Here is a 24,097-nt window from a genome sequence, read left to right as displayed (position 1 = left end):
TGCTCAGACGCCGAACTGGAATCCCGCACCGGGGATGGCCGCGAGCAGTTCGCGCGTGTAGTCCTCCGTCGAGTGATCGAACACCTCGTCGGTGGTCGCCGACTCCACGAGCCGGCCCCGCCGCATGACCGAGACGTTGTCGGCCACGAGACGCACGACCGCGAGATCGTGCGTGATGAAGAGGTACGTCAGGTCGAGTTCGGTCTGCAACTCGGTGAGCAGGTTCAGGATCTGTCCCTGCACGAGCACGTCGAGCGCCGACACGGCCTCGTCGAGCACGAGCACGTCCGGCTTCAGCGCCAGGGCGCGAGCGATCGCGACTCGCTGGCGCTGACCGCCCGAGAGCTCGCTCGGATACCGGTCCTTCGCCGCCGTCGGAAGCGACACCTGGTCGAGCAGTTCGCGTACGCGTGCCGACCGTTCCTTCTGGCTGCCGAACTTGTGCACGCGCATGGGCTCGGCGATCGTGTCGCCGACACTGTACTGCGGGTCGAGAGTTCCATACGGGTCTTGGAAGACCGGCTGGACACGACGGCGGAAGGCGAGCTCTTCGGCGCGGTTGAGCCCACCGAGCTTCTTGCCGTCGAAGTGGATCTCGCCCGAGGTCAGTCGCTCCAGCTGCAGGAACAGCTTCGCCAGAGTCGACTTGCCCGACCCCGACTCGCCGACGATCGCGGTCGTCGTCCCCTTGGCCACCTGGATGCTGACGTCATCGACCGCGACGATCTCCTTCGAGGAGAGCCCGCCGGTCCGCACCTTGTAGACGCGTCGCGCGTTGCGGATGTCGATGAAGTCGCTGCGAGCGGCGACCGACTCCGCCTCGGCTTCGCGCTCCTCTGCCCGGGCGAGGAACTCCTCCCCGGCGCCGAACACGTCGACGTCCTCGTGGTGACGCACGGCTTGGATGCGGCGTGAGGCGAGGCTCGGCGCGGCCGACACGAGCCGCTTGGTGTACGGGTGCTTGGGGTCGGCGAGGATCTCCTGCGACGGCCCCGACTCGACCACGCGGCCGCGGTACATCACGACGAGGTGCTCGGCACGCTCGGCGGCGAGTCCGAGGTCGTGGGTGATGAACAGCACCGAGGTGCCGAAGTCGGACGTGAGGGAGCCCAGGTGATCGAGGATCTGGCGCTGGACCGTCACGTCGAGAGCCGACGTCGGCTCGTCGGCGATGAGAAGCTTCGGGCGGGCCGACAAGCCGATCCCGATGAGCGCACGCTGGCGCATTCCGCCGGAGAACTGGTGCGGGTACTGCCGCATCCGATCCTCGGCATCCGGAAGACCGGCTTCGGTGAGCACCTCGACCGCGCGGTCGCGGACGGCTGCCCGTCCCGTTGCGCTGCGGTTCGACCGGACGGCCTCGCGAACCTGGAAGCCCACGGTCAGCACGGGGTTGAGGTTCGACATCGGGTCCTGCGGGACGTAACCGATCTGGGCTCCGCGCACGGCCTGCAGCTCACGGTTCGTCAGCGCCGCGAGATCGCGGCCCTCGAACATGATCTGACCGTCGGTGATGCGTCCGGTTCCGGGGAGCAGACGGATGATCGCCTGCGCGGTGGTGGACTTGCCGGAACCAGACTCGCCCACGATCGCCACCGACTGGCGCGGATAGATCGTCAGGTCGACGCCACGGACGGCGGGAACGAGCCCGGCCTTCGTCTGGAACCCGACGTGGAGGTTGCGGATGTCCAGCAGCGGCGTGGCATCCGAGGACGTGGTGTCGCTCATCGGCGGGCACGCTCCTTCGGGTCGAGGGCGTCGCGCACGACGTCGCCCAGCATGAGGAAGGACAGGACCGTCACCGACAGCGCGGCAGCGGGGTAGATCAGCACCATCGGGCTCGTGGTGAGCGACTGACGCGCGGAGTTGATGTCGTTGCCCCAGCTCATCACCGTGCCGGGCAGGCCGATGCCGAGGAACGACAGGGTCGCCTCGGCGACGATGAACGTGCCGAGCGAGACGGTGGCCACGGCGATCACCGGAGCGATCGCGTTGGGCAGGACGTGACGCAGCAGGACGCGCCACCGCGAGACGCCGAGGGCGATGGACGCCACGACGTAGTCCGCCTGCTTCGCCGTCAGGACCGCACCGCGCATGATGCGGGCGATCTGAGGCCACGCGAACACGGCGATGACGAGGGCGACGACGAGCGGCGTCCGGTCGGGGACGACCGACATGAAGACGATGGCACCGAGGACCGTGGGGATGGCGAAGAAGATGTCGGCCACGCGCGAGAGGATCGCGTCGAGGATGCCGCCGTAGTACCCGGCGAGGGCGCCGACGACGGAGCCGAAGATCGTGACCATCAGCGTCGCGATGAAGCCGACCATGACCGACGACTGCGTTCCGTAGATCACGCGGGCGTAGACATCGCAGCCCTGACGGGTGAACCCGAAGATGTGTCCGGGACGCGGCCCGGCGTTGCTGTCGGCCAGCTGACAATTCGCGGTCGGCGACACGGGCGAGAAGAGCCCGGGGAACATCGCGACGAAGAGGATCAGCACGATGAGGACGGCCGAGACCCAGAACATGGGTCGGCGGCGCATCGACTGCCACGCGTCGCTCCAGACGGTGCGCGGCTTGTCGTCGGTCGAGACCGCGTCGATCGCCTGGAGCGGCGTCTCCTCTTCGGGAGCGACGAAGTGTTCCTGATTCCGGCGGAGATTACTTGGCATAGCGGATCCTCGGGTCGAGCCAGGCGTACAGGAGGTCGACGAGCAGGTTCGCCAGCATGATGATGATGACCATGATGGCGACGAAGGACACGACGGTGGGCCCCTCCCCGATCGTGATGGCGCGATAGATCGTGCCGCCGACGCCGTTGATGTTGAAGATGCTCTCGGTGACGATCGCCCCGACCATGAGCGATCCGAGATCGACGCCGAGGTAGGTCACGACCGGAACGAGCGAGTTGCGGAGCACGTGCACCGTGACGACGCGCGGGCGGCTGAGGCCTTTCGCCGTCGCCGTGCGGACGAAGTCGGCGGAGAGATTCTCGGCGACCGATGAGCGGGTGAGCCGGACGATGTAGGCGAACGAGACCGTCGCGAGCACGATCGCCGGCAGGAGGAGCTCGTTCCAGGGCGCACCCGCACTGACGGTGGTGCGGAACCACCCGAGTTGGATGCCGAGGACGTACTGCAAAACGAAGCCGATGACGAAGGTCGGCACAGAGATGAGGAGCAGGCTGACGACCAGGGCGGTGGCGTCGAAGAGCTTGCCCTTGCGCAGGCCCGCGATGAGACCGACGACGATGCCGAAGACCGCTTCGATCGCGAGGGCGAGGACCGCCAGTCGCAGCGTGATCGGGAACGCCTGAGCCATCACGTCGATGACGGGACGGCCCGAGAACGTCGTGCCCCAGTCGCCCTGCAGCAGCGCCCCGATGTACAGGAAGTACTGCACGATGAACGGCTTGTCGAGGTTGTACTGCGCCCTCACCGCCTCGATGACGGCGGGAGACGGTTGACGCTCGCCGTACAGGGCGGCGATCGGGTCTCCCGGCAAGAGGAAGACGAGGGCGTAGATGAGAAGGGTCGCCCCGAAGAAGACGGGGATCAGCTGCAGCAGCCGTCGACCGATGAACCAGAGCATCGACGAATAGTTCCTAAATGGGTTCGGGTAGTGAGGGCGAATGGGCCCCGGTCAGCACGGTGTCCGGGACGCGAATGCGCCCCGGACACCGTACTCGATGATCGCCTGGAGCCGAACTCAGCCCTTGGTGACCTGGTTGTACAGCGGCACCGAGTCCCAGCCGAAGACGACGTTGTCGACGCCCTCGCCCCAGACACCGACGGCGTTCTGGTACCACAGCGGAACGCTGGGCAGATCGCGCATCAGGATCTCCTGAGCCTGCTCGTACAGGCCGGCCGCGTCCTCGATGGACGGAGCCGATGCGGCCTGCGTCAGCAGCTGGTCGAACTCGGGGTTGGTGTAGCCCTCGTAGTTCGAGCTCGCGCCGGTGCTGTACTGCGCCGACAGGAAGTTACCCTGCGACGGGTAGTCGGCCTGCCATCCGGCGCGGGTGGCGCCGGTGAGGGTGCCGGACGTGCGCAGGTCGAGCGCAGCGGCGAACGTCGGCTGCGGTGAACCAACCGCCTCGATACCGAGCGTGTTGGCGATGCTGTTCGCGACAGCATCCACCCAAGCCTGGTGGCCGCCATCGGAGTTGTACGTGATGGTGAACGGTCCGGCGTACGGGCTGATCGCCTCGGCCTCGGCCCACTTCGCCTTCGCCTCTTCGGGGTTGTACTCGAGAACCTCGGAGCCCGGCAGGTCGTCGCTCCAGCCCTCGACGACCGGCGACGTGAAGTCGGTGGCCGGCGTGCGCGTGCCCTGGAAGATCGTGTCGGTGATCTCTTCCCGGTTGATCGCCATCGAGATGGCGGCGCGACGGAGCTGACCCTCTTCGTCGTTGCCGAAGTTCGGCAGGTAGAAGGGGATGTTGAAGCCCTGGAAGATCGCGGCGGGCTGGTTGACCGAACGCTCCGGGAAGTCCGTCTCGTAGGTCGCGAACGCGGTGTCGGGAACGGTGTCGAGCACGTCGAGGTTGCCGCCCTGCGCGTCGGCGTAAGCCGACTCGAGAGAGGTGTAGAAGACGATGTTCAGACCGTCGTTCTTGACCTCGCGCACACCCTTGTAGTCGGGGTTCGGAACGAGGTTGATGCCCTCGTTGTGGCGCCAGGCGCCCTCGCCGTCGAGCATGTACGGGCCGTTGCCGACCGGGTTCTCGCCGAACGCCTCGAGGTCTTCGAAAGCGACGGACGGCAGCGGCATGTAAGCCGTGTAGCCGAGACGCAGCGGGAAGTCGGCGTCGGGAGCCTTGAGCGTGACCGTGAAGGTCATGTCATCGACGACCGCGAGGCCCGTCGGGGCGGTGCTGCCGTCGTCGGACGCACCCTCGATCGTGTAGAACCAGTACGCGCCGTTCTCGTCCTGCGCGCCGGCGGTCCAGGTGTCGACGAAGGTCTTCGCGGTGATCTCCTCACCGTTGCTGAACTTCCAGCCGTCGGCGACGGTGATGGTCCACACCACGTTGTCGTCGCTTTCGATCGAGGAAGCGACCTCGTTCTCGATCGTGCCGTCCGCCTTGTAGCTGACCAGACCCGCGTACATCGAGGTGAGGATGCGGCCACCGCCGGTCTCGGTGGTGCCGAAGGTCAGCAGCGGGTTCTGCGGCTCGGTGCCGTTCGTGGTGATGATCGCGGAGGCGTTGGAGCCCCCGCCCGTGTTGCTGTCGCCGCCGGCCGAGCAACCGGCCAGCGTGAGCGTGACGGCGGACACCAGCGCGATCGCGCCGACTCCCCAACGTCGTCTCGACATGTTTCCTCCTGGGTGACGGGTACGCGCTCACGGTGGACGGTGGTGAAGACACACCGGTGTCCGGAGCACGGGATATACCCCCGACGATAAGCGCGAGCCGCCCCTGTGACCGCATCCAGGCCCAAACCGTTACATGTCGGCAACAATCGCGGCGGCGGGGTTGTCATCCTGCGTCGGCTGCGTGTCGATGCCTGCGCGGTGCGTCATCCGGGGCACCGAGACCGCTCCGACACAGCCCAGGAGGGGGCTTACTAAGTATGGCGAGAGGAATTGCGTACCTTCGATAGCAAGGTGAATCTGTTCGGTAACAGCTCTGATGTAAAGTCGGGACATCTCGGTCTCGCACTCGGCGGGACACCCGATCCAAGGAGAGCCGCTGTGGTGGACGACGCCATCCTCATCTACGCGAGCACGCTGGCAGCCGACATGCGCCACGTCATCCCCCACGACGTGCACGACCCGTTCCTCTACATCGAGATCGCGGGAGCGCCGCACGTGGCGATCAAGTCGCTCGAAGCGGCACGCATGCGCGACGTCCCGGGCATGACGGTCTTCCCGCTCGATGAGCTCGGCTTCGACGAGTTCCGTGCGGCCGGCCAAGACCCCGACCTCGCCGAGCTCTCCACCCTGGTCGCCGCCTGCCGCCGTCTGGGCGTGACCGGCGCCGCCGTGCCGCCCACCTTCCCGCTCGAGGTCGCCGACCACCTGCGCGCCAACGGCATCGACGTGCGTGTCGACCGCGACCTCTTCGTCCAGCGTCGGCGCGTGAAGACTCCGCACGAGCTCGCCGGCATCCGCCGTGCGCAGGTGGCCGCGGAAGCGGGTGTCTCGCTCGTCGCCGACGCGATGCACCGCTCGACGGTCGCAGCAGACGGCGGGCTCATGCTCGACGGTGTGCCGCTCACGTGCGAGGACCTCAAGGACCGCATCCGCTCGGTCTTCCTGCGCAACGGGTGCGAAGACGCCGGCATGATCGTCGCCCACGGCGCGCAGACCTGCATCGGCCACCACGCGGGGTCAGGACAGATCTTCGAGGGCGAGCCCGTGACCGTCGACATCTGCCCGCGCGACATCGCCTCGGGCGGCAACTCCGACATGACCCGCACGTTCGTCAAGGGCGACATCGACGACGAGCTCGCGTTCTACTACGACATCGTCAAGAAGTCGTTCGACGCGACGCTGGCCGCGATCCGCCCCGGTCTGCCGGTGGCCGAGCTCCACCGCATCTCGTGCGAGCCGATCGAAGCCGCGGGCCAGCCCACCCAACTGACCAAGAAGCCCGGCGAGGTGCTCGACGAGGGCTACTTCCATTCGCTCGGGCACGGCGTGGGGCTCGAGGTCCACGAGCCACCGAGCCTCAACCAGAACGATGCGGTCCTCGTCGCCGGCGACGTCATCGCCATCGAGCCGGGCTGCTATCGGCAGGGCTTCGGCGGCGTTCGCCTGGAGGACATCGTGCTCGTGACCGAGGACGGCTACGAGCTCATCTCGGACTACCCCTACGACCTCGTTCCGGTGTCGTTGCCCCGAGGCAAGTGACGATGGGTCGCGACCCGCGGATCGACGAGGCCGCCGACACCATCGTCGCGAGCTGGCAGGAGGTGTGCCGGTTCCCCACGGTCGCCGGTCGCCTGGATGCCATCGCGGCGGCGGCGGACTGGATCGAGGAACGACTCGCTCCGCTGATGGACCGCGTCGTGCGCTACGAGATCCCCGACTACGGCCCCGTCGTCGTCGGCTTCCGCGCCGGAGCCAGTGACGCATCGCTGCTGCTGTACAACCACTACGACGTGCAGCCCGAGGGCGACCCGTCGCGCTGGTCGTCTCCGCCCTACGCCGCCGAGATCCGAGACGGCGCGATGTACGCGCGCGGCGCGTGCGACGACAAAGCAGACGTCGCCGGGCGTCTTGCCTCGCTGCGCCTCTGGATCGACGAGCACGACGGACGCACACCCTTCGGGGTCATCTATCTCGCCGACCCGTGCGAAGAGATCGGCAGCCCGGGCCTCGGAGAGGTACTCGCCGCGCACGCGGCAGAGCTCCGAGCAGATGCGTGCCTGTGGGAGAGCTACCTGCGCGAGGAGGACGGCCGCCCCGCCGTCGGCTTCGGGTGCCGCGGCTCGCTCGAGATCGAGCTCTCTCTCGACATCCTCGCCTCGGCACAGCATCCCTCGTACTCGTCGATCCTGCGGTCCGCACCGCTCGAGCTGATGGCGGCCATCTCGTCGATGCGCACCGAAGACGGCCGGATCGCCGTCGCCGGCGTGCGCGATGACGCCCTCGTCCCCGACGAGCGGGCACGTCGCCGCACCGCCGACATCACACTGCCCGGACCGTCGATCGCGCGCGACGGAGTCTCGCCGTACCTTCCCGGCACAGACTCGCAGCTCTCGACGCGTTTCGTGTTCGAACCCTCGATGAGCCTCTCGGGCTTCGACCTCGATGACGGAGTGCGTCAGAGCATCCCGGCGTCGGCGACGGCTCGCGTGCGCTTCGGGCTCGTCCCGGGGATGCGGCCCGAGCGCGTGGTGGCCGCCGTGCGGACGCACCTCGCGGAACGGCATCCGGATGTCGCGGTCTCCGTGATCCGCGCGCTCGCGCCCGCCTACTCGCCCGTGCAATCGGCCTTCGGCGAAGCCGTCGTGCGCGCCGCCGGACGCGCGTTCGGCGCGGAGGCGGTCGTCTACGACGTGATGACCGGGGCAGGACCCGGGGCACTGTTCCTCGAGCACCTCGGCGCGCCGATCATCTCCCCCACCGGCACCCTGCGACCCGCCGGAAACATGCACGGCTACGATGAGCACGGCTACGTCGAGGATTTTCTCGATCACGTGCAGTTCACGCTCGACGTCTTCCGAGAGCTCGAACGAAGCGGCTTCGCCGACACCGCCCGGGGAGGGGCATGACGACCGACCCAGCGCGACTGCGCTCTCTGCTCGAGCCCGAACGCGACGTGCTCGAGATCGACGACATCGACCGGCGCATCCTCCATCGCCTTCACGAGGACGCACGGGCGTCGATGCGCAGCATCGCGGCGGAGGTGGGAATGTCGGCCCCGGCCGTCGCCGAGCGGATCGCCCGCATGGAGCGAGGTCACGTCATCCGGCGACACACGATCGAACTCGACTGGGCGGCACTGGGCTACCCGATGCTCGTGGTGATGCCGCTGCGCCTGACAGGCGACGCAGACGCCGCCACGGTCCTGAGCGCGCTGAAGGCGATCGACGCGATGACCGAGGTCATCGTGCTGGCCGCCGGGTACGACCTCATGGCGCGGTTCCGCGTGCGGGACCATGCCGACTTGCAGCGGCTGCTCGTCGAAGAGGTCTGGCCCATCCCGGGGATCGACCGCGTCGAGACCATGCTCGCCATCGGCCGTCTCGCCGATCCCGAACCGCTGCAGCACGTGCTGGCGACCGAGACTCCCGCGCGCAAACGGCGCCGCCCGTGACGCCCCACCCCCGGGCCTAACATCGACCGGGGAGGAACAATGACGCACGTGTCGCGGAGTCGGCTCTGGTGGGAGATCGCCCTCGTCCTGGCGGTCTCCGTGGGCCGTTCGGCCTTCTTCTCGGTGCTGTCGTTCCTGCAGGCCGTGACGAGCGAGGTGAGCCTGGGCGACCAGTCGACCTCGCTCAACCCGGGCGCCGCGACGGCGGATGCCTGGTCAGTGGTCTCGCAGGTCTTCTCGAATCTGTTCAACCTGGCCCCGGTGGCGCTGGCGATCTACTTCCTCTGGGAGCCGGGCCGGTCGGCGCTGCGCCGCATCGGCCTGGACTTCCGGATGTTCGGGAGGGATGCCGGCGCCGGCATCCTGCTCGTCGCCCTCATCGGCGTTCCCGGCCTCGGCCTCTACGCCCTCGGGCGCGCGCTCGGCATCACCGTCCAGGTCGGCGCGGCTCCGCTCGACGGCGGGTGGACGGCCGTCCTCCTCCTCGCCCTCGCCGCGTTGCGCGCGGGCCTCACGGAAGAGGTCATCTTCATCGGGTATCTGTTCGACCGGCTGCGGCGGCTCGGCTGGAGCACGTGGGCGATCATTCTGTCGACGGCGGCGCTGCGCGGCCTGTACCACGCGTACCAGGGCATCGGTCCGATCTTCGGCAACATCGCGATGGGCGTGGTCTTCGGATGGGTGTACCACCGCTGGGGCCGGGTGATGCCGCTCGTGGTCGCCCACGTCGTGATCGACCTCGTCGCCTTCATCGGCTATCCGCTGGCCGCATCGTGGTGGCCCGGTCTCTTCTGAGCCCCGCACCCTGACCCCGAGCCCGACGAGAACGCACCGTCCCGCCGAGCACGCACCTCGGAGGGTACGTGCTCGGCGAAACGGTGCGCTCTCGCGAAGCGGCCCGGCGTCAGGCGAACGCCTCCGGGGGCGGGCAGGCGCACACGAGGTTGCGATCGCCGTAGGCCTGGTCGATGCGTCGCACCGGCGGCCAGTACTTGCCCCGCACGAGCGAACGGACGGGGTAGACCGCCTCCTCGCGCGAGTACGCATGCGACCACTCCGACGCGACTGCCGCCTCCGCCGTGTGCGGGGCGCCGACGAGCGGGTTGTCGTCGGCGGGCCACTCCCCCGAGGCCACGCGCTCGGCTTCGGCGCGGATGGCGATCATCGCCTCGACGAAGCGGTCGATCTCGGCGATGTCCTCCGACTCGGTCGGCTCGACCATCAGCGTCCCCGCCACCGGGAACGACATGGTCGGGGCGTGGAATCCGTAGTCGATCAGTCGCTTGGCGACGTCGTCGACGGTGATGCCGGTCCGCTCGCGCAGCGGACGGAGATCGAGGATGCACTCGTGTGCGACGAGACCCCCTTCGCCCGCGAACAGCACCGGGTAGTGGTCGCGCAGCCGTGCCGCGACGTAGTTCGCCGCGAGCACCGCCGCTCCGGTCGCCTCGCGCAGACCGCGCGCACCCAGCATCCGGACATACGCCCACGAGATGGGAAGGATGGATGCCGAGCCGTAGGGCGCCGCCGAGACGGGGCCGCCATCGAAGACGAAGCCGCCCGCGTGCTCCGCGCGCTGCGCGAACGGATGCGAGGGCAGGAACGCTGCGAGGTGCGCCTTCGCCGCGACCGGACCCACACCCGGTCCGCCACCGCCGTGCGGGATGGCGAACGTCTTGTGGAGGTTCAGGTGCGACACGTCTCCGCCGAGATCGCCGAAGCGGGCGAAGCCGAGAAGGGCATTGAGGTTCGCGCCGTCGACGTACACCTGACCGCCTGCCGCGTGCACGGCCTCGGTGATCGCGAGTACCTCGTGCTCGTACACACCGTGCGTCGACGGGTAGGTGATCATCAGCGCCGACAGCGCCGCGGCATGCTCGTCGATCTTGGCGCGGAGATCGTCGAGGTCGACGTTTCCCGCCTCGTCGCAGGCGACGACCACCACGCGCATGCCCGCCAGCACGGCGGATGCGGCGTTCGTGCCGTGCGCCGACGACGGAATGAGGCAGACCGTACGGTCGTCGTCACCCCGCGAACGGTGGTATCCGCGGATCGCCAGCAGCCCGGCGAGCTCGCCCTGCGAACCGGCGTTCGGCTGCAGCGAGACGGCGTCGTAGCCGGTGACCTCGGCGAGCCACGCTTCGAGCTGGTCGACGAGCTCGAGGTATCCGCGGACGTCGTCGGCGGGCGCGAACGGATGCACGCGCGCGAACTCCGGCCAGGTGACGGCGGCCATCTCGGTGGCGGCGTTCAGCTTCATCGTGCACGACCCGAGCGGGATCATGCCGCGATCGAGCGCATAGTCGCGGTCGGCGAGACGCTTGAGGTACCGCATCATCGCCGTCTCGGAATGGTGGCTCGTGAAGACCGGATGCGTGAGGTATTCGTCCTCGCGCCGGAGCGAGGCCGGAGCGTGCCGCTCCCGCCACATCGACCCGGCGACGAACGCGAACGCGCGCTGCTCAGGGCCGCCGAAGGCGCGCACGACGGCGTGCAGGTCGCTGACGGTCGTCGTCTCGTCGACCGAGACGCCGACGGTGTCGTCGTCACGGTGCCACAGCTGGTAGCCGAGTTCCCGGGCCGCCGCGACGACCTCGGCAGCCCGGCCGGGCGCCTGCACCGTCAGCGTGTCGAAGAAGGAGTCGTGCTCGACGTCGACACCGGCGTCGGCCAACCATTCGGCGAGGAGGGCCGTGTGCCCGGCGACGGACTCGGCGATGCGCCGGAGTCCCTCGGGCCCGTGATAGACGGCGTACATCGACGCCATGACCGCCAACAGCACCTGCGCGGTGCAGATGTTCGAGGTCGCCTTCTCGCGGCGGATGTGCTGCTCGCGGGTCTGCAGCGACAGGCGGTAGGCCGGGTCTCCCACCGCGTCGACGGAGACTCCCACGAGGCGCCCCGGCAACTGGCGTTCGAGACCGGCACGCACCGCCATGTAGCCGGCGTGCGGGCCCCCGAAGCCCATCGGGACGCCGAACCGCTGGGTCGTCCCGACGGCGACATCGGCTCCGAGCGAGCCGGGCGAGCGCAGCAACGTCAACGCGAGCAGATCGGCGGCGACGACGACGAGACCGCCCGCGGCCTGCACCTCGCCGATGACCGCGCTCGGATCCCATACGCGACCGGACGCCCCGGGGTACTGCACGAACGCCCCGAACACCGGCTCGTCCGACGCGACCGCGGCGGGGGCGCCGGCGAAGTCGACCTCGCGCAGCTCGATGCCCAGCGCCTCGGCGCGATGGCCGAGCAGCGCCTTGGTCTGCGGCAGCGCATCGGCATCGACGAGAAAGACGTCGCCGCGCGACTTCGACGCCCGACGGGCCACCAGCATGCCCTCTACGACGGCCGTGGCCTCGTCGAGCATCGAGGCGTTCGCCGTGGCCAGTCCGGTGAGGTCTGTCACCATCGTCTGGAAGTTGATGAGCGCCTCGAGGCGGCCCTGCGAGATCTCCGGCTGGTACGGCGTGTAGGCGGTGTACCAGGACGGGTTCTCGAGGACGTTGCGCTGGATGACGGCCGGCGTGAAGGTGTCGTAGTACCCCAGGCCGATCATCGGCCGTGCGGCGCGGTTGCGCGACGCAAGTTCACGCAGCTCCGCCAGAGCCTCGTGCTCAGCGGCTGCCGCGGGGATGACGCTGTCGGGTACCGCGTCGACCTGGATGGCCGCGGGCACGGCCCGGGTGAGCAGGGCATCGACGTCCGGATAGCCGAGGACATCCAGCATCCGCTGCTGAGCAGCGCCGTCGGTGCCGATGTGACGGGCGGCGAAAGCGGAGGTCATCGGTCTCCGCCGGTGAGCTCGACGTAGGCGGCGCGGTCGAGCAATGCTTCGGCGTCCGCGGGATCGATCTCGATGCGCACGAGCCACCCCTCACCGAACGGCCCGGCGTTGACGAGCGACGGGTCGTCCACGACGGCCTCGTTGATCTCGACGACGGTCCCGCTCAGCGGTGCGTAGAGCTCGCCGACCGACTTCGTCGACTCGATCTCGCCGCACACGGCGTCGGCGGTCACACGGGTTCCCACGGCGGGGAGGTCGACGAACACGACGTCGCCCAGCTTCTCGGCGGCGTAGTCGGTGATGCCGACGGTCGCGGTCGTGCCCGAGAGGTCGACCCACTCGTGCTCGGCGGTGTACTTCAGGGCGTCGAGATCGGTCATTTCTTCCTCCGGTAGAACGGCAGCGGGGTGACGGTGGCGGGGATGCGGGTGCCGCGGACGTCGAGCGCGAGCTCGGTGCCGGGCGCGGCATGTTCGGGCGCGACGTAGGCCATGGCGATCGGGTGCCCGAGCGTCGGGCTCAACGCGCCGCTCGTGACCTCGCCGACGCGCTCGCCGTCGGGGCCGAGCACGGCGTACCCGGCGCGACCGGCGCGGCGTCCCTCCGACACGAGACCGACGAGAACGGGCGCGGATGCCGATGCGCGTTTCGTCAGACCCTCACGGCCGACGAACGCGCCCTTGTCGGCGCCGACCACGCGGTCGAGTCCCGCCTGGGCCGGGGCGACGTCGAGCGAGAGCTCGTGTCCGTAGAGGGGCATCCCGGCCTCGAGCCGCAGAGTGTCGCGCGCGGCCAGCCCGGCCGGCACGAGGCCGAACGGCTCTCCCGCGGCGAGCACGGCATCCCAGAGGGCTTCGGCGGCTGCAGCCGGGATCATCAGCTCGAATCCGTCTTCGCCCGTGTACCCGGTGCGTGCGAGGAGCAGCGGCTCGCCCGCGAACTCGCCGGCGGTCCAGGCGTAGTACCGCGTGTCCGCGAGCGCGACGTCGGCCGTCGACAGGCCCGGTGTAGCCTCGAGCACCGCGAGTGCGGCGGGGCCCTGGACGGCCAGGAGCGCGTACGCGTCGGTGACGTCTCGCACCTCGACGTCCCAGCCTTCGGCCCGTTCCTGCAGCGCAGCCCACACGGGCTCGCGGTTGCCGGCGTTGGCGATGATCAGGAAACGGTCGTCGTCGAGCCGGTAGACGATGACGTCGTCGATGATCCCGCCGTCCTCCGCGAGGACGAGCGAGTACTTGGCCTTTCCGACCGTCATCGTCGAGAGGCTGCCGGCGAGGGCGGCGTCGAGGCAGTCGCCGGCGACGGACCCGGTCACCTCGAATTCCGCCATGTGCGAGATGTCGAACAGACCCGCGGCGGTGCGCACGGCATGGTGCTCGGCCAGGTCGGACGTGTAGCGCACGGGCATGAGCCAGCCGCCGAAGTCGGTGAAGGACGCGCCGAGGGCGGCGTGGCGATGGTGCAGGACGGTGGAGCGGGGATCTGACATGAGTTCTCCCGTTGCGGGCGGGCGGCTGCCACGGCTGCGGCATCCGGAACTCCCCCTCTGTCTTGGGCCTGAGAGTTTCACCGGGCGGACCCGGCTTTCACCGTCGGCGGACCCCCGAGGGGATCGCTTTCCAGAGCGGCCGGACGCGCGCGGTACGCGGACCTGAGAGATTGGCGGGGAGGCTTGCTCCTTCGGTGCCCGGATTGCTCCGGGGCTCTCCCGCGTGCGTCATGCGGCCTGTCTTCAGTTGCGCGATCAGCATAGCGTCACCGCGCGAGACCGCGCAGGCGCCGACCGGGTGTGCCGCTCAGCGCGTGCAACTCCCGGCCTGCACTGCCGGAGCATCCGCGGAGACTCCGGCGAGCACGGGCAGCAGCTCCGTCGTCGTCATCGCGTACCCTCGCCTCTCGTCGTCCGCCCCGCGCGCGAACACGACGCCGGCGACCTCGCCGGCGTCGGTCAGCAGCGGTCCGCCGGAGTTGCCCGGGCGGACGTCGGCATCGAGCGCGTAGATCTCACGCGGCGTGCTCGACTGGTCGTAGATGTCGGGGACGGGCGCCGAGCCCACCGAGAGCACGAATGCGGCGCCGCTCGTGAACGGGCCGCCGAGCGGATAGCCCTGCACCGCGACGGCGGCACCGGCCGCGACCGGCGGGACGACCGGCAGGGGTGCGGCGCCCAGACCACCGACGGCGATGACGGCGAGATCGTCGATCGGGTCGAAGTAGACCACGCGTCCCTCGCGCGCATCGCGACCGGGAAGCTCGACGACGGGCGTGTCGACACCTGCCACGACATGGGCATTGGTGACGATGAGGTCGTCTGCGGCGACGAAGCCGGAGCCGGTCATCGAGACGCCGCAGGCATACGCCGTTCCGCTGATGCGAGCGACGGATGCCGCGGCGCGCTGCAGTTCGGGATCGTCGAGCGCGACGGCGGGTGCGGTCGGCGCGACTTCGGGGCGGAGAAGCTCGCCGATACGCGGGATGCCCTCGTCGACGACGAACCCGCGGACCTCGGCGAGCGCGGTGTCGACCGGGTCGGGGGTCAGGCCGTCGATGAACGAGAGCACCCGCGACGACGCGACAGCGGTCGAGACGACGGGCATCCCGCTCGCGGTCACCGCGCCGGCGCCGAGGAGCAGCACGAGGCCGCCGGCGATCGTTGCCCCGCCGGCGCCGAGGATGCGGTCGAGGATGCGCAGCTTGGCCCGGTCGACGCCGCGGCGCAGGGCAGCTCCGACAGCGGTGCCGAGCGCGGTGCACAGCGCGATGATCGCGATGGCGCACACGGCGAGCACGAGCGAGCGGTACTCCCAGTCGGCGACGCCGGGCGCGATGAGCGGCACGGCCCACACGGCCAGGAGCGAGCCGATGACCAGCCCGGCGAGCGACCCCGCGATCGCGACGAGGCCCCGGGTGACGCCGATGGCGAAGAAGCCGACGAGGAGGATCACGACGATGACGTCGACCAGCAGCACAGGACCTCCTCGGGAAGGCTCTCAGCGTACGGTGCTCCGCTGTGAGTCCTCCGTTTTGCGGTTCGTGTCTCCATGACTATAAGATCGGCTCGAGCAGTTAGGGTCACGATGACACGAACCACCGGCGGGACAACGCACGACGAGATCCGGGTCGCGGTGTCGACCGTGATCTTCAGCCTCCGCCACGGGGGTGGCGATCTCCCCTCCGTCGTGCTCCCGCTGGTGCGTCGCACGCGCGACCCGCACGCAGGTCAGTGGGCCCTGCCGGGCGGCTGGCTCGACGTGTCGGAGAACCTCGAAGCTGCGGCATCCCGCACCCTCGCCGAGACCACCGCGCTCGCGCCGAGCTACCTCGAGCAGCTCTACGTGTTCGGCGACGTCGGGCGCTCGCCCTCGCGTGTCGTGTCGATCGTCTACTGGGCCCTCGTGCGCGAGGACATCGCCGCGACCCCGCTGCCCGAGGACGAGAACGTCGCGTGGTTCGACACCGCAGACCTGCCCGAGCTGGCGTTCGACCACGGGAGCATCGTCGAGTACGCACTGTGGCGGTTGCGCAACAAGGTCGGCTACAGCCGGATCGCGCACGGCCTCCTGCCCGAGCTGTTCACCCTCGCGGAGCTCCGCGAGGTGTACGAGGCGATCGGCGGCAAGCGCCTCGACCCGGCCAACTTCCGCCGTCAGGTCGAAGGGTCGGGCACCCTCATCCCGACGCGGGAGTTCCGCACGGGCAGCCACCGTCCCGCCCGCCTCTACCGCTACAACCACGACGTCGAGCTCGCCGACCGCGGGCCGCTCCCCCGATGAAGGAACGCGCATGACCACTTCTCCGCTCACGCTGGCTCCGCGACCGATCGACCCGAGCGTCGACCACGGGATCCAGGCGATCGTCGCCGGCGCGTCGACCGACGAGACCTGCAACACCGACCTCGCCGCGGGGCCGTGGACCTTCGACACGCGGCCCGGCTACGGTCCGGGATCGTCGATGGGCGACGTCATCCCGACGGGGTCGCCGCGCCAGGGCGAGCTGCCCGAGTACTACCGGACCGCCGACGAGACCGAGCTGCACGCCCGCATCGCCGAGGCCAAGGCCGCCCTCGGCGACCGCGTCGTCGTCCTGGGGCACTTCTACCAGCGCGAAGAGGTCGTCCGGCACGCGGACTACGTGGGCGATTCGTTCCAGCTCGCCGAGGCGGCGCGCGCGCATCCCGAGGCCGAAGCGATCGTCTTCTGCGGTGTGCACTTCATGGCCGAGACCGCCGACCTGCTCTCCCAGCCCGACCAGTCCGTCATCCTGCCGAACCTCGCCGCCGGGTGCTCGATGGCCGACATGGCGTCGATCGACGAGGTCGAGGAATGCTGGGAGCAGCTCGCGGACATCTACGGCGACCTCGACACGCCCGACGGCGAGGGGCTGCTCCCGGTCATCCCCGTCACCTACATGAACTCCTCCGCCGCCATCAAGGGCTTCGTCGGCCGGCACGGCGGAATCGTGTGCACCTCCTCGAACGCCCGCACGGTGCTCGACTGGGCGTTCGCGCGGGGGCGGCGGGTGCTCTTCTTCCCCGATCAGCACCTCGGCCGCAACACCGCCAAAGCGATGGGCGTGCCCCTCGAACGCATGCCGATGTGGAACCCCCGCCGCCCGCTCGGCGGCAACGACGAGGCGTCCCTGCGCGACGCGCGGGTCATCCTCTGGCACGGGTTCTGCTCCGTGCACCGTCGCTTCACCGTCGCCCAGATCGAGCGGGCCCGTGCGGAGCACCCGGGTGTGCGCGTGATCGTGCACCCGGAGTGCCCGATGCCGGTCGTGGATGCCGCAGACGAGGCGGGGTCGACCGAGTACATCCGCCGCGCGATCGACGGGGCGACCGAACCCACGGTGTTCGCGGTGGGCACCGAGATCAACCTCGTCCAGCGGCTCGCCGCGCAGTACCCGCAGCACCGCATCTTCTGCCTCGACCCCGTGGTGTGCCCGTGTTCGACGATGTACCGCATCCACCCGGGCTACCTCGCATGGGTCCTCGACGAACTCCGCGAGGGACGCACGCCCAACCGCATCCGGGTCTCCGACGATGTGGCGGTTCCCGCGCGGGCCGCCCTCGAACGGATGCTGGCGGCACGGCCATGACCCGGCGGGTGGTCGTCGTGGGCTCCGGCCTCGCCGGCGGCGTGTGCGCCCTGCGGGCCGCCGATGCGGGCTGCGAGGTCGTCCTCGTCACGAAGGGCACGCTCGGCGAGGGCAACACCGCCTACGCGCAAGGGGGCATCGCCGCGGTGACCGCCGCCGGCGACTCGGTGCTCGCCCACGTCGATGACACCCTTCGCGCCGGTGCGGGCCTCGGCGAGCGCGCCGCGGTGAACACGCTGGCATCGTCGGGGCCGGGGGCCGTCGCGGCGCTCGAGGCGATCGGGGTCGCGTTCGACCGCGACGAGAGCGGCGCGCTGCGGCTCGGCCTCGAGGGCGCGCACCGGGTCCCCCGCATCCTGCACGCCGGCGGAGACGCGACGGGGTCTGCAATCCAACGGGCGCTGAACCGGGCTCTCGACCGTTCGCCGGTGACGATCCGCACCGACACTCTCGTCACCGAGGTCGTGGTCGCGGACGGCGCCGCGAGGGGCGTCCGCGTGCTCTCGGGCGGGCTCACCGAGACTCTGGCGGCCGACGCGGTGGTCCTCGCCACCGGTGGGGCCGGACAGCTCTACGCGCACACGACCAACCCCGCGGTGGCGACCGGAGACGGCCTCGCCCTCGCCCTCCGCGCCGGTGCGACCGTCGCCGACCTGGAGTTCGTCCAGTTCCACCCCACAGCGCTGATCGACGGGACGCTGGTGTCGGAGGCGGTGCGCGGAGAGGGCGCAGTTCTCGTCGATGAGAGCGGGCACCGCTTCTGCGTCGATGCGCACCCCGACGCCGAGCTCGCCCCCCGAGACATCGTGGCCCGCGCGATCGCGACGGCGATGGCGCGTCAGGACGGTCGGCCGGTGCTGCTCGACGCGACCGGGCTCCGCGCGACGCCCACGGCGTCGGCTGCGTTCCTCGCTCACCGCTTCCCCACGATCGACGAGGCCGTCCGCGCCCGGGGATGGGACTGGTCTCGGCATCCCGTGCCCGTCACGCCCGCCGCGCACTACATGATGGGCGGCGTGGCCACCGATCTCGATGGCCGGACCGACCTCGATGGGCTGTTCGCCGTCGGCGAGGTCGCACGCACGGGCGTGCACGGGGCCAACCGTCTGGCATCGAACTCACTGCTCGAAGCCGTCGTGTTCGGCATCCGCGCCGCGGCGGCCATCGCGAGCGGCTCGCCTCGGGCGGTATCGCCGCGGATGGCACCAGCCGTCCCCGAGGCCGGCGCTCGCCCCGAGTCGTCGCCGCTGTCGCCCGCCGGACCGCACACGATGCCGCAGGGCGATTCGTTCACTCGCGAAGCCCTGCAGTCGCTGATGTGGCGGCACGTCGGGCTCGACCGCGACGCCGACGGGCTCGGTATCGCGCTGCGCACGATCGACGCGTGGTCGGGTTCGCGGGCAACGCCGCTCTCCCGGCGCGAGCACGAGGACGCCAACCTGCTGCTCGTCGCGCGTTCCGTCGTGGCCGCCGCGCTCGAACGCCCCGGGTCGGTCGGCGCGCACCACCGGCGCGACGACCCGTCCGCCGTCTTCTCCGAGAAGGTCGCATGATGCTCACTCCCCGCCAGATCGTCGCCGTCGTCGGCCCCGCCCTCGACGAGGACGCCCCCTGGGGCGATCTCACCAGCAGTACGTTCGTACCCGAGTCCGCTCGTGCGACGGCGGCGCTCGTCTCGCGCGTCGACGGCGTCTTCAGCGGGTCCGGCGTGTTCGCGGCGGCGTTCGCCCTCACGGATGCCGACTGCGAGGTCGACATCGCGGTCGCGGACGGGTCGCGAATCGCCCCGGGCGAGACCCTGGCGATCGTGCGGGGGCCGGCGCGCGCTGTACTGACCGCAGAACGCGTCGGGCTGAACTTCGCCCAGCGGATGTCGGGGATCGCCACCCTCACCCGCCGGTACGTCGACGCGGTCGCGGGCACCCGGGCGCGCATCGTCGACACCCGCAAGACGACACCCGGTCTGCGCATTCTCGAGCGGCAGGCCGTTCGAGACGGCGGCGGCCACAACCACCGGTTCTCGCTGTCGGATGCCGTCATGCTCAAGGACAACCATCTGGGCGTGATCACGGCAGACGGAACGTCGTTGACCGAAGCGCTGCGGCGAGCGATGGCGCACCTGCCCCACACAACCCACGTCGAGGTGGAGGTCGATCGCGTCGATCAGATCGAATCGGTGCTCGCGGCGGGTGTCGACACGATCATGCTCGACAACTTCTCGCTCGACGATCTCCGCCGCGGTGTCGAGATGATCGGCGAGCGCGCGACGGTCGAGGCATCGGGCGGCGTCTCGCTCGAGACGGTGCGCGCGATCGCCGAGACGGGTGTCGACGTGATCTCGGTGGGAGCCCTCACGCATTCCGCACCGGCTCTCGACCTCGGGCTCGACCTCGTCGTCGACGTGCCCTGATGCTCTACCTCGATCACGCCGCGGGCGGGCCGGTGCGCCGAGAGGTGCTCGAGGCGATGGCCCCGTTCCTCACCGGCCGATTCGGCAACCCGTCCAGCATCCACACGGTCGGCGAGGATGTAGCACGGGCACTCGACGACGCCCGGCGCCGAGCCGCCGCCGTGCTGGGCGTGCGCGCGGGAGACGTCGTCTTCACGTCCGGCGGCACCGAGGCGAACAACCTCGCGATCGCGGGCATCGCGCTCGGAGCCCGCGGGCGCAGTCCCGGCCACATCGTCACGACCGCGGTGGAGCACGATTCCGTGCTCGCCGTCTGCCACTACCTCCAGCGCATGCACGGTTACGCGATCGACGTCCTCCCGGTGGACTCCAGCGGACGCGTCTCCCCCGACGCCGTCGCCGGTGCGTTGCGCGATGACACCGCCGTCGTGAGCGTCGGCTACGCCAACAACGAGGTCGGAACCGTGCAGGACGTCGCCGCGATCGCGCGCGCCGCGGGAGCGGTGCCGGTGCACGTCGACGCCGTGCAGGCCGCCGGGTGGCTGCCGCTCGCCGACACCGGGGCGTCGGCACTCTCCATCGCTGGGCACAAGATCGGCGCACCCCAGGGCATCGGCCTGTTGGCCGTGCGCGGAAGGATTCCGCTCGAGCCCGTCCTGCACGGCGGCGGCCAGGAGCGCGGGCGTCGCTCCGGTACCCAGAACGTCGCGGGCGCCGTCGGGCTCGCGGTGGCGCTGGAACTCGCCGAACGTGAGCGCCCCGCGGCCGCCGCGCGCGCCGCCGCCGCACGTGAGGCGTTCACGAGCCGCGTCCTCGATACCGTGCCCGGTGCGCGCGTGACCGGCGACCCAGACCTCAGGCTGCCGGGCCTCGCATCGTTCACCTTCGCCGCGACCTCGGGCGAGGCCGTGCTGCTCGAGCTGGAACGGCGCGGGATCGTGACGAGCAGCGGATCGGCCTGTGCCGCCGGAAGCGACGAGCCCTCGCACGTCTTGATCGCGATGGGCCGGGATGTCGACGATGCGCGCACCGCGGTGAGGTTCAGCTTCGATCGAGCGGCCCCGCCCGATGCGTCGGAGCTCGCCCGTGCCGTGGCCGACGCCGTCTCAGCAGTACGATCGGGCTCGTGAGCTCGCCCGTCGTCACCGTCATCGTTCCCGGCCGCGACGTCGCCCCGTACGCCGAAGACGCCCTCGCCTCGCTCCGCGCTCAGACGCTCGTCGACTGGACCGCGATCCTCATCGACGACGGATCACGTGACGCGACGGGGCGCGTCTTCGCCGATGCGGCCGCATCCGACGGGCGGTTCCACGTCGTCTCGCACGACCGTCCCCGGGGGCTCGGCGCCGCGAGGAATGCGGGCCTCGATCGCGTCGACACGCCCGTCGTGGCTTTCCTCGACGCCGACGACGTCCTCACCCCGAACGCGCTCGAGCGATGGGTGAGCACACTCGACGCATCGGGTTCCGACTTCGTCGCCGGAGCCTACGTGCGGCTGCGACCGACCGACGAGGGTTATGTCCCGGGGCCCGTGCAGCCGTGGGTCGCGGCAGCCACGCAGCCTGCGCGGACCGGGGTGACTCTCGCCGATCATCCCGAGGCCTCGGGGAACATCGTCGCGTGGTCGAAAGCGAGCCGTATCGAGTTCTGGCGTCGTCATCACCTGCGCTTCCCCGAGAACCGCCTGTACGAAGACCAGCTGGTCGCGCAGCAGATGTACACGCGCGCTCGAGCCTTCGACGTGATCCCCGACGTCGTCGTGCACTGGCGCGAACGCGCAGACGGGTCATCGATCACCCAGCACCGTGCGCAGCTGCCCGTCCTCGTCGACTATCTCGATGCGCTGCGTTCAGGGCTCGCGGTGCTCGATGCGGCCGACGCCCGCGCCGCCGCGGCAGCGCGTGTCCGCCTCGTGCTCGACATGGACGTCCCTCCCCTCGTTCGCATCGCCGCGACCCACCCCGACACCGAGTACCGACGCCGCGTCGGCGAGCTCGTCCGCGACTTCCAGGAGCGAGCGCCGGAGCACCGCGCGACGGACCCCGCGACGACGGAGCTGTGGGACATCGCCCGGCTCTGGTGATCCCCGACGCGCCGGAACGCTGACCGCCCGGGCACGCATGCTGGCGCTGTGTCGGTGCTGCCGGGAATAATCGTTCCGTCGGGGCGTTGGCCCTGCGGTGTCCGCCCTCGGGTGACGACCGATCATCCGACCGAGGAGTTGCCCATGGCCGTCGCGCCGTCGTCCACCACCGCATCCACATCGACTGCACCGCCCGCCCCGCCTACGGTCGTCACGGCCGAGGCGAACCGTGTGATCTGGCTCCTGCTCGTCGCCGCATTCGTCGCCATCCTCAACGAGACGACGATGGGCGTCGCGATCCCCCATCTCATCGCAGACTTCCAGATCACCGCCGTGGCGGCGCAGTGGCTCACGACCGCGTTCATGCTCACGATGGCCGTCGTCATCCCGATCACAGGCTTCCTGCTGCAGCGTCTGACGACGCGCGCGGTGTTCACGGCCGCGATGAGCCTCTTCTCGACCGGAACGCTCATCGCCGTCCTCGCGCCCGGTTTCGAGTTCCTCCTCGTCGCTCGCGTCGTGCAGGCTTCGGGCACGGCGATCATGATGCCGCTGCTCATGACGACCCTGATGACGGTCGTCCCGCCGCACGCCCGGGGCCGCATGATGGGCCGCGTCAGCATCGTCATGTCGCTCGCGCCGGCGATCGGGCCGACTCTCTCCGGGTTCCTCCTCGACACGCTCAGCTGGCGCTGGATCTTCGCTGTCGTCCTCCCGATCGCCCTCATCTCGTTGGCGATCGGTGTCCGGTGGATCCACAACCTCGGCGAAACGCGCCGCGCTCCCCTCGATGTCCTCTCCGTCGTGCTGTCGGCGTTCGGCTTCGGCGGCCTCGTGTTCGGGCTCAGCCAGATCGGGGCAGGCGGCCACGGCGGCGGGGATGCCGCGGCTGCCGCTCCGGCGTCCAACCTGCCGCTGATCATCGCGCTCACGGTCGGAGTCCTCTCGCTGGGTGCCTTCGTCTGGCGTCAGCTCGCACTGCAGCGCTCCGACGAGGCGCTGCTCGACCTCCGGGTGTTCCGCTCCGCCAACTTCTCGCTGTCGGTCGCTCAGCTGGCGGTCATGTCGATGGCGTTCTTCGGTGCCATCACCCTGCTGCCGCTGTACATGCAGAACGTCCTCGGCCTCTCCGCGCTCGAGTCCGGGCTCATCGTCCTGCCGGGCTCGCTCGCGATGGGCATCGCCGGGCCGTTCATCGGCCGAATCTACGACCGATGGGGCACGCGGGTGCTCCTCGTTCCCGGCGCCGTGATCGTCACCGGCATCCTGTGGACCTTCACCACCCTCACCGAGAACACCTCGGTCTGGCTGCTGCTGTCGCTGCAGACCCTGCTCTCACTGGGGCTGGCGATGTCGTTCACTCCGCTCTTCACCGCCTCGCTCGGTTCGCTCCAGCCGCGGTTCTACTCGTACGGAAGCGCGATCGTCTCCACCGTGCAGCAGGTCGCAGGCGCCGCGGGCATCGCCCTGCTCATCACCGTGATGGCCGCCGCAGAGGCCGGAGCGATCGAACCCGGAACCACCGCCGCAGGCGCGGCGGGTGCGCGCGCCGCGTTCCTCGTGGCCGCGATCATCGCGTCGCCCCTGATCATCGGGGCATTCCTCATCCGCAAGCCGGCCGACAGCCCCGAGGGCGCGCCCGCCGCGCACTGAGCGTCATCGGCTCCGCAAGCCTGACACGACGAAGCCGCCGCGTGCATCATGCACCGGCGGCTTCGTCGTACGCCTCGCGGCGACGTTCAGGAGGTCGAGCAGCATCCCCCGCCGCAGCAGGAGCCTGCGTCGTCGTTCGCGGTGACCAGCAGGTTCTTCTCATCGGGAACCGGCTGCAGTGTCTGAGGCTGGGGCGTGGATGCTGTGGACATATCGCCATCGTAACCCCGCAGCGGACCATGGGTCGCCGAGCCTGTCAAGCGCGTCGCAGCGCCCGACGGCCACGCGTAGCGTCGG

Annotated in this window: 20 protein-coding genes and 1 riboswitch; of the genes, 11 read left to right on the top strand and 9 right to left on the bottom strand. The window is 70.0% G+C overall.

The annotated features are described in order from the left end of the window. Positions 1-3: 3 nt before the first annotated feature. From DEU36_RS00750 to DEU36_RS00735, 4 genes are all read right to left on the bottom strand, one after another. On the bottom strand, positions 4-1,728 hold the full coding sequence (locus tag DEU36_RS00750) for an ABC transporter ATP-binding protein (protein WP_120262492.1): 1,725 nt from the start codon (positions 1,726-1,728) through the stop codon (positions 4-6). Further along, a complete protein-coding gene (locus DEU36_RS00745; RefSeq protein WP_120262491.1) occupies positions 1,725-2,675 on the bottom strand; it encodes an ABC transporter permease in 951 nt (316 codons plus the stop codon). Before DEU36_RS00745 ends, DEU36_RS00750 begins: the two co-directional genes overlap by 4 nt. Further along, a complete protein-coding gene (locus tag DEU36_RS00740) occupies positions 2,665-3,594 on the bottom strand; it encodes an ABC transporter permease (RefSeq protein ID WP_120262490.1) in 930 nt (309 codons plus the stop codon). Before DEU36_RS00740 ends, DEU36_RS00745 begins: the two co-directional genes overlap by 11 nt. A gap of 117 nt (positions 3,595-3,711) precedes the next feature. Further along, positions 3,712-5,322, bottom strand: coding sequence for an ABC transporter substrate-binding protein (locus DEU36_RS00735; RefSeq protein WP_120262489.1), 1,611 nt, complete (start codon positions 5,320-5,322; stop codon positions 3,712-3,714). A gap of 378 nt (positions 5,323-5,700) precedes the next feature. Here DEU36_RS00735 and DEU36_RS00725 point away from each other — a divergent pair, with 378 nt between their 5' ends. The 4 genes from DEU36_RS00725 to DEU36_RS00710 are packed head-to-tail and all read left to right on the top strand — an operon-like array spanning position 5,701 to position 9,568. Next, complete coding sequence (locus DEU36_RS00725) at positions 5,701-6,861, top strand: Xaa-Pro peptidase family protein (protein WP_147374347.1); 1,161 nt, start codon at positions 5,701-5,703, stop codon at positions 6,859-6,861. Between the two features lie 2 nt (positions 6,862-6,863). Further along, positions 6,864-8,228, top strand: a complete 1,365-nt coding sequence (locus DEU36_RS00720) for a M20/M25/M40 family metallo-hydrolase (protein ID WP_120262486.1) — start codon at positions 6,864-6,866, stop codon at positions 8,226-8,228. Further along, positions 8,225-8,773: an Lrp/AsnC family transcriptional regulator gene (locus DEU36_RS00715; protein ID WP_120262485.1), complete on the top strand. Its 549-nt coding sequence runs from the start codon at positions 8,225-8,227 to the stop codon at positions 8,771-8,773. Before DEU36_RS00720 ends, DEU36_RS00715 begins: the two co-directional genes overlap by 4 nt. A gap of 39 nt (positions 8,774-8,812) precedes the next feature. Further along, on the top strand, positions 8,813-9,568 hold the full coding sequence (locus DEU36_RS00710) for a CPBP family intramembrane glutamic endopeptidase (RefSeq protein WP_120262484.1): 756 nt from the start codon (positions 8,813-8,815) through the stop codon (positions 9,566-9,568). Between the two features lie 109 nt (positions 9,569-9,677). Here the strand turns inward: DEU36_RS00710 and gcvP are convergent, their stop codons facing one another. From gcvP to DEU36_RS00690, 4 genes are all read right to left on the bottom strand, one after another. Further along, entirely contained in the window at positions 9,678-12,557 is a 2,880-nt protein-coding gene (gene gcvP, locus DEU36_RS00705; RefSeq protein WP_120262483.1) for an aminomethyl-transferring glycine dehydrogenase, read from the bottom strand. After that, positions 12,554-12,937 carry a glycine cleavage system protein GcvH gene (gene gcvH / locus DEU36_RS00700; protein WP_120262482.1) on the bottom strand — a complete coding sequence of 128 codons (384 nt, stop codon included), beginning with the start codon at positions 12,935-12,937 and terminating at the stop codon, positions 12,554-12,556. Before gcvH ends, gcvP begins: the two co-directional genes overlap by 4 nt. Continuing rightward, positions 12,934-14,046 (bottom strand): glycine cleavage system aminomethyltransferase GcvT, encoded by a 1,113-nt coding sequence (gene gcvT / locus DEU36_RS00695; protein ID WP_120262481.1) that lies wholly within the window; start codon positions 14,044-14,046, stop codon positions 12,934-12,936. Before gcvT ends, gcvH begins: the two co-directional genes overlap by 4 nt. A gap of 140 nt (positions 14,047-14,186) precedes the next feature. Further along, a riboswitch (glycine riboswitch) is annotated at positions 14,187-14,278 on the bottom strand. 75 nt (positions 14,279-14,353) lie between these two features. Next, positions 14,354-15,526, bottom strand: a complete 1,173-nt coding sequence (locus DEU36_RS00690; protein WP_120262480.1) for a MarP family serine protease — start codon at positions 15,524-15,526, stop codon at positions 14,354-14,356. Between the two features lie 108 nt (positions 15,527-15,634). On the opposite strand from DEU36_RS00690, the gene DEU36_RS00685 reads away from it, so the two are divergent. The 7 genes from DEU36_RS00685 (at position 15,635) to DEU36_RS00655 (ending at position 23,800) form a co-directional block, all read left to right on the top strand. Then, the gene (locus tag DEU36_RS00685) at positions 15,635-16,330 is read left to right on the top strand and encodes an NrtR DNA-binding winged helix domain-containing protein (protein WP_120262479.1); all 696 of its coding nucleotides are present in this window, start codon (positions 15,635-15,637) and stop codon (positions 16,328-16,330) included. A gap of 10 nt (positions 16,331-16,340) precedes the next feature. Continuing rightward, positions 16,341-17,654 (top strand): quinolinate synthase NadA, encoded by a 1,314-nt coding sequence (nadA, locus tag DEU36_RS00680; protein ID WP_120262478.1) that lies wholly within the window; start codon positions 16,341-16,343, stop codon positions 17,652-17,654. Then, complete coding sequence (gene nadB, locus DEU36_RS00675) at positions 17,651-19,207, top strand: L-aspartate oxidase (RefSeq protein WP_120262477.1); 1,557 nt, start codon at positions 17,651-17,653, stop codon at positions 19,205-19,207. The genes nadA and nadB overlap by 4 nt, the downstream gene beginning before the upstream one ends. Continuing rightward, positions 19,207-20,064, top strand: coding sequence for a carboxylating nicotinate-nucleotide diphosphorylase (gene nadC, locus DEU36_RS00670; RefSeq protein ID WP_120264284.1), 858 nt, complete (start codon positions 19,207-19,209; stop codon positions 20,062-20,064). The genes nadB and nadC overlap by 1 nt, the downstream gene beginning before the upstream one ends. Beyond that, positions 20,064-21,194 carry a cysteine desulfurase family protein gene (locus DEU36_RS00665; RefSeq protein ID WP_120262476.1) on the top strand — a complete coding sequence of 377 codons (1,131 nt, stop codon included), beginning with the start codon at positions 20,064-20,066 and terminating at the stop codon, positions 21,192-21,194. The genes nadC and DEU36_RS00665 overlap by 1 nt, the downstream gene beginning before the upstream one ends. Then, positions 21,191-22,147 (top strand): glycosyltransferase family 2 protein, encoded by a 957-nt coding sequence (locus tag DEU36_RS00660; RefSeq protein WP_120262475.1) that lies wholly within the window; start codon positions 21,191-21,193, stop codon positions 22,145-22,147. Before DEU36_RS00665 ends, DEU36_RS00660 begins: the two co-directional genes overlap by 4 nt. Before the next feature lie 144 nt (positions 22,148-22,291). Continuing rightward, positions 22,292-23,800, top strand: a complete 1,509-nt coding sequence (locus DEU36_RS00655) for a DHA2 family efflux MFS transporter permease subunit (RefSeq protein WP_120262474.1) — start codon at positions 22,292-22,294, stop codon at positions 23,798-23,800. Between the two features lie 86 nt (positions 23,801-23,886). On the opposite strand, the gene DEU36_RS16250 is transcribed toward DEU36_RS00655, so the two are convergent. Continuing rightward, positions 23,887-24,012 (bottom strand): hypothetical protein, encoded by a 126-nt coding sequence (locus DEU36_RS16250; RefSeq protein WP_258524557.1) that lies wholly within the window; start codon positions 24,010-24,012, stop codon positions 23,887-23,889. Positions 24,013-24,097 lie beyond the last annotated feature (85 nt).

Origin of the sequence: Microbacterium sp. AG238 (assembly GCF_003610405.1) — a bacterium.
In the GTDB taxonomy this organism is placed as follows: domain Bacteria; phylum Actinomycetota; class Actinomycetes; order Actinomycetales; family Microbacteriaceae; genus Microbacterium.
This window is presented reverse-complemented; position numbering and strand designations above follow the sequence as displayed.

Excerpts from the sequence above, each read along its gene's own strand:
- DEU36_RS00750 (WP_120262492.1), bottom strand. The coding sequence starts at position 1,728 with ATGAGCGACACCACGTCCTCGGATGCCACGCCGCTGCTGGACATCCGC.
- DEU36_RS00745 (WP_120262491.1), bottom strand. The coding sequence starts at position 2,675 with ATGCCAAGTAATCTCCGCCGGAATCAGGAACACTTCGTCGCTCCCGAA.
- DEU36_RS00740 (WP_120262490.1), bottom strand. The coding sequence starts at position 3,594 with ATGCTCTGGTTCATCGGTCGACGGCTGCTGCAGCTGATCCCCGTCTTC.
- DEU36_RS00735 (WP_120262489.1), bottom strand. The coding sequence starts at position 5,322 with ATGTCGAGACGACGTTGGGGAGTCGGCGCGATCGCGCTGGTGTCCGCC.
- DEU36_RS00720 (WP_120262486.1), top strand. The coding sequence starts at position 6,864 with ATGGGTCGCGACCCGCGGATCGACGAGGCCGCCGACACCATCGTCGCG.
- DEU36_RS00715 (WP_120262485.1), top strand. The coding sequence starts at position 8,225 with ATGACGACCGACCCAGCGCGACTGCGCTCTCTGCTCGAGCCCGAACGC.
- DEU36_RS00710 (WP_120262484.1), top strand. The coding sequence starts at position 8,813 with ATGACGCACGTGTCGCGGAGTCGGCTCTGGTGGGAGATCGCCCTCGTC.
- gcvP (WP_120262483.1), bottom strand. The coding sequence starts at position 12,557 with ATGACCTCCGCTTTCGCCGCCCGTCACATCGGCACCGACGGCGCTGCT.
- gcvH (WP_120262482.1), bottom strand. The coding sequence starts at position 12,937 with ATGACCGATCTCGACGCCCTGAAGTACACCGCCGAGCACGAGTGGGTC.
- gcvT (WP_120262481.1), bottom strand. The coding sequence starts at position 14,046 with ATGTCAGATCCCCGCTCCACCGTCCTGCACCATCGCCACGCCGCCCTC.
- DEU36_RS00685 (WP_120262479.1), top strand. The coding sequence starts at position 15,635 with ATGACACGAACCACCGGCGGGACAACGCACGACGAGATCCGGGTCGCG.
- nadA (WP_120262478.1), top strand. The coding sequence starts at position 16,341 with ATGACCACTTCTCCGCTCACGCTGGCTCCGCGACCGATCGACCCGAGC.
- nadB (WP_120262477.1), top strand. The coding sequence starts at position 17,651 with ATGACCCGGCGGGTGGTCGTCGTGGGCTCCGGCCTCGCCGGCGGCGTG.
- nadC (WP_120264284.1), top strand. The coding sequence starts at position 19,207 with ATGCTCACTCCCCGCCAGATCGTCGCCGTCGTCGGCCCCGCCCTCGAC.
- DEU36_RS00665 (WP_120262476.1), top strand. The coding sequence starts at position 20,064 with ATGCTCTACCTCGATCACGCCGCGGGCGGGCCGGTGCGCCGAGAGGTG.
- DEU36_RS00655 (WP_120262474.1), top strand. The coding sequence starts at position 22,292 with ATGGCCGTCGCGCCGTCGTCCACCACCGCATCCACATCGACTGCACCG.
- DEU36_RS16250 (WP_258524557.1), bottom strand. The coding sequence starts at position 24,012 with ATGTCCACAGCATCCACGCCCCAGCCTCAGACACTGCAGCCGGTTCCC.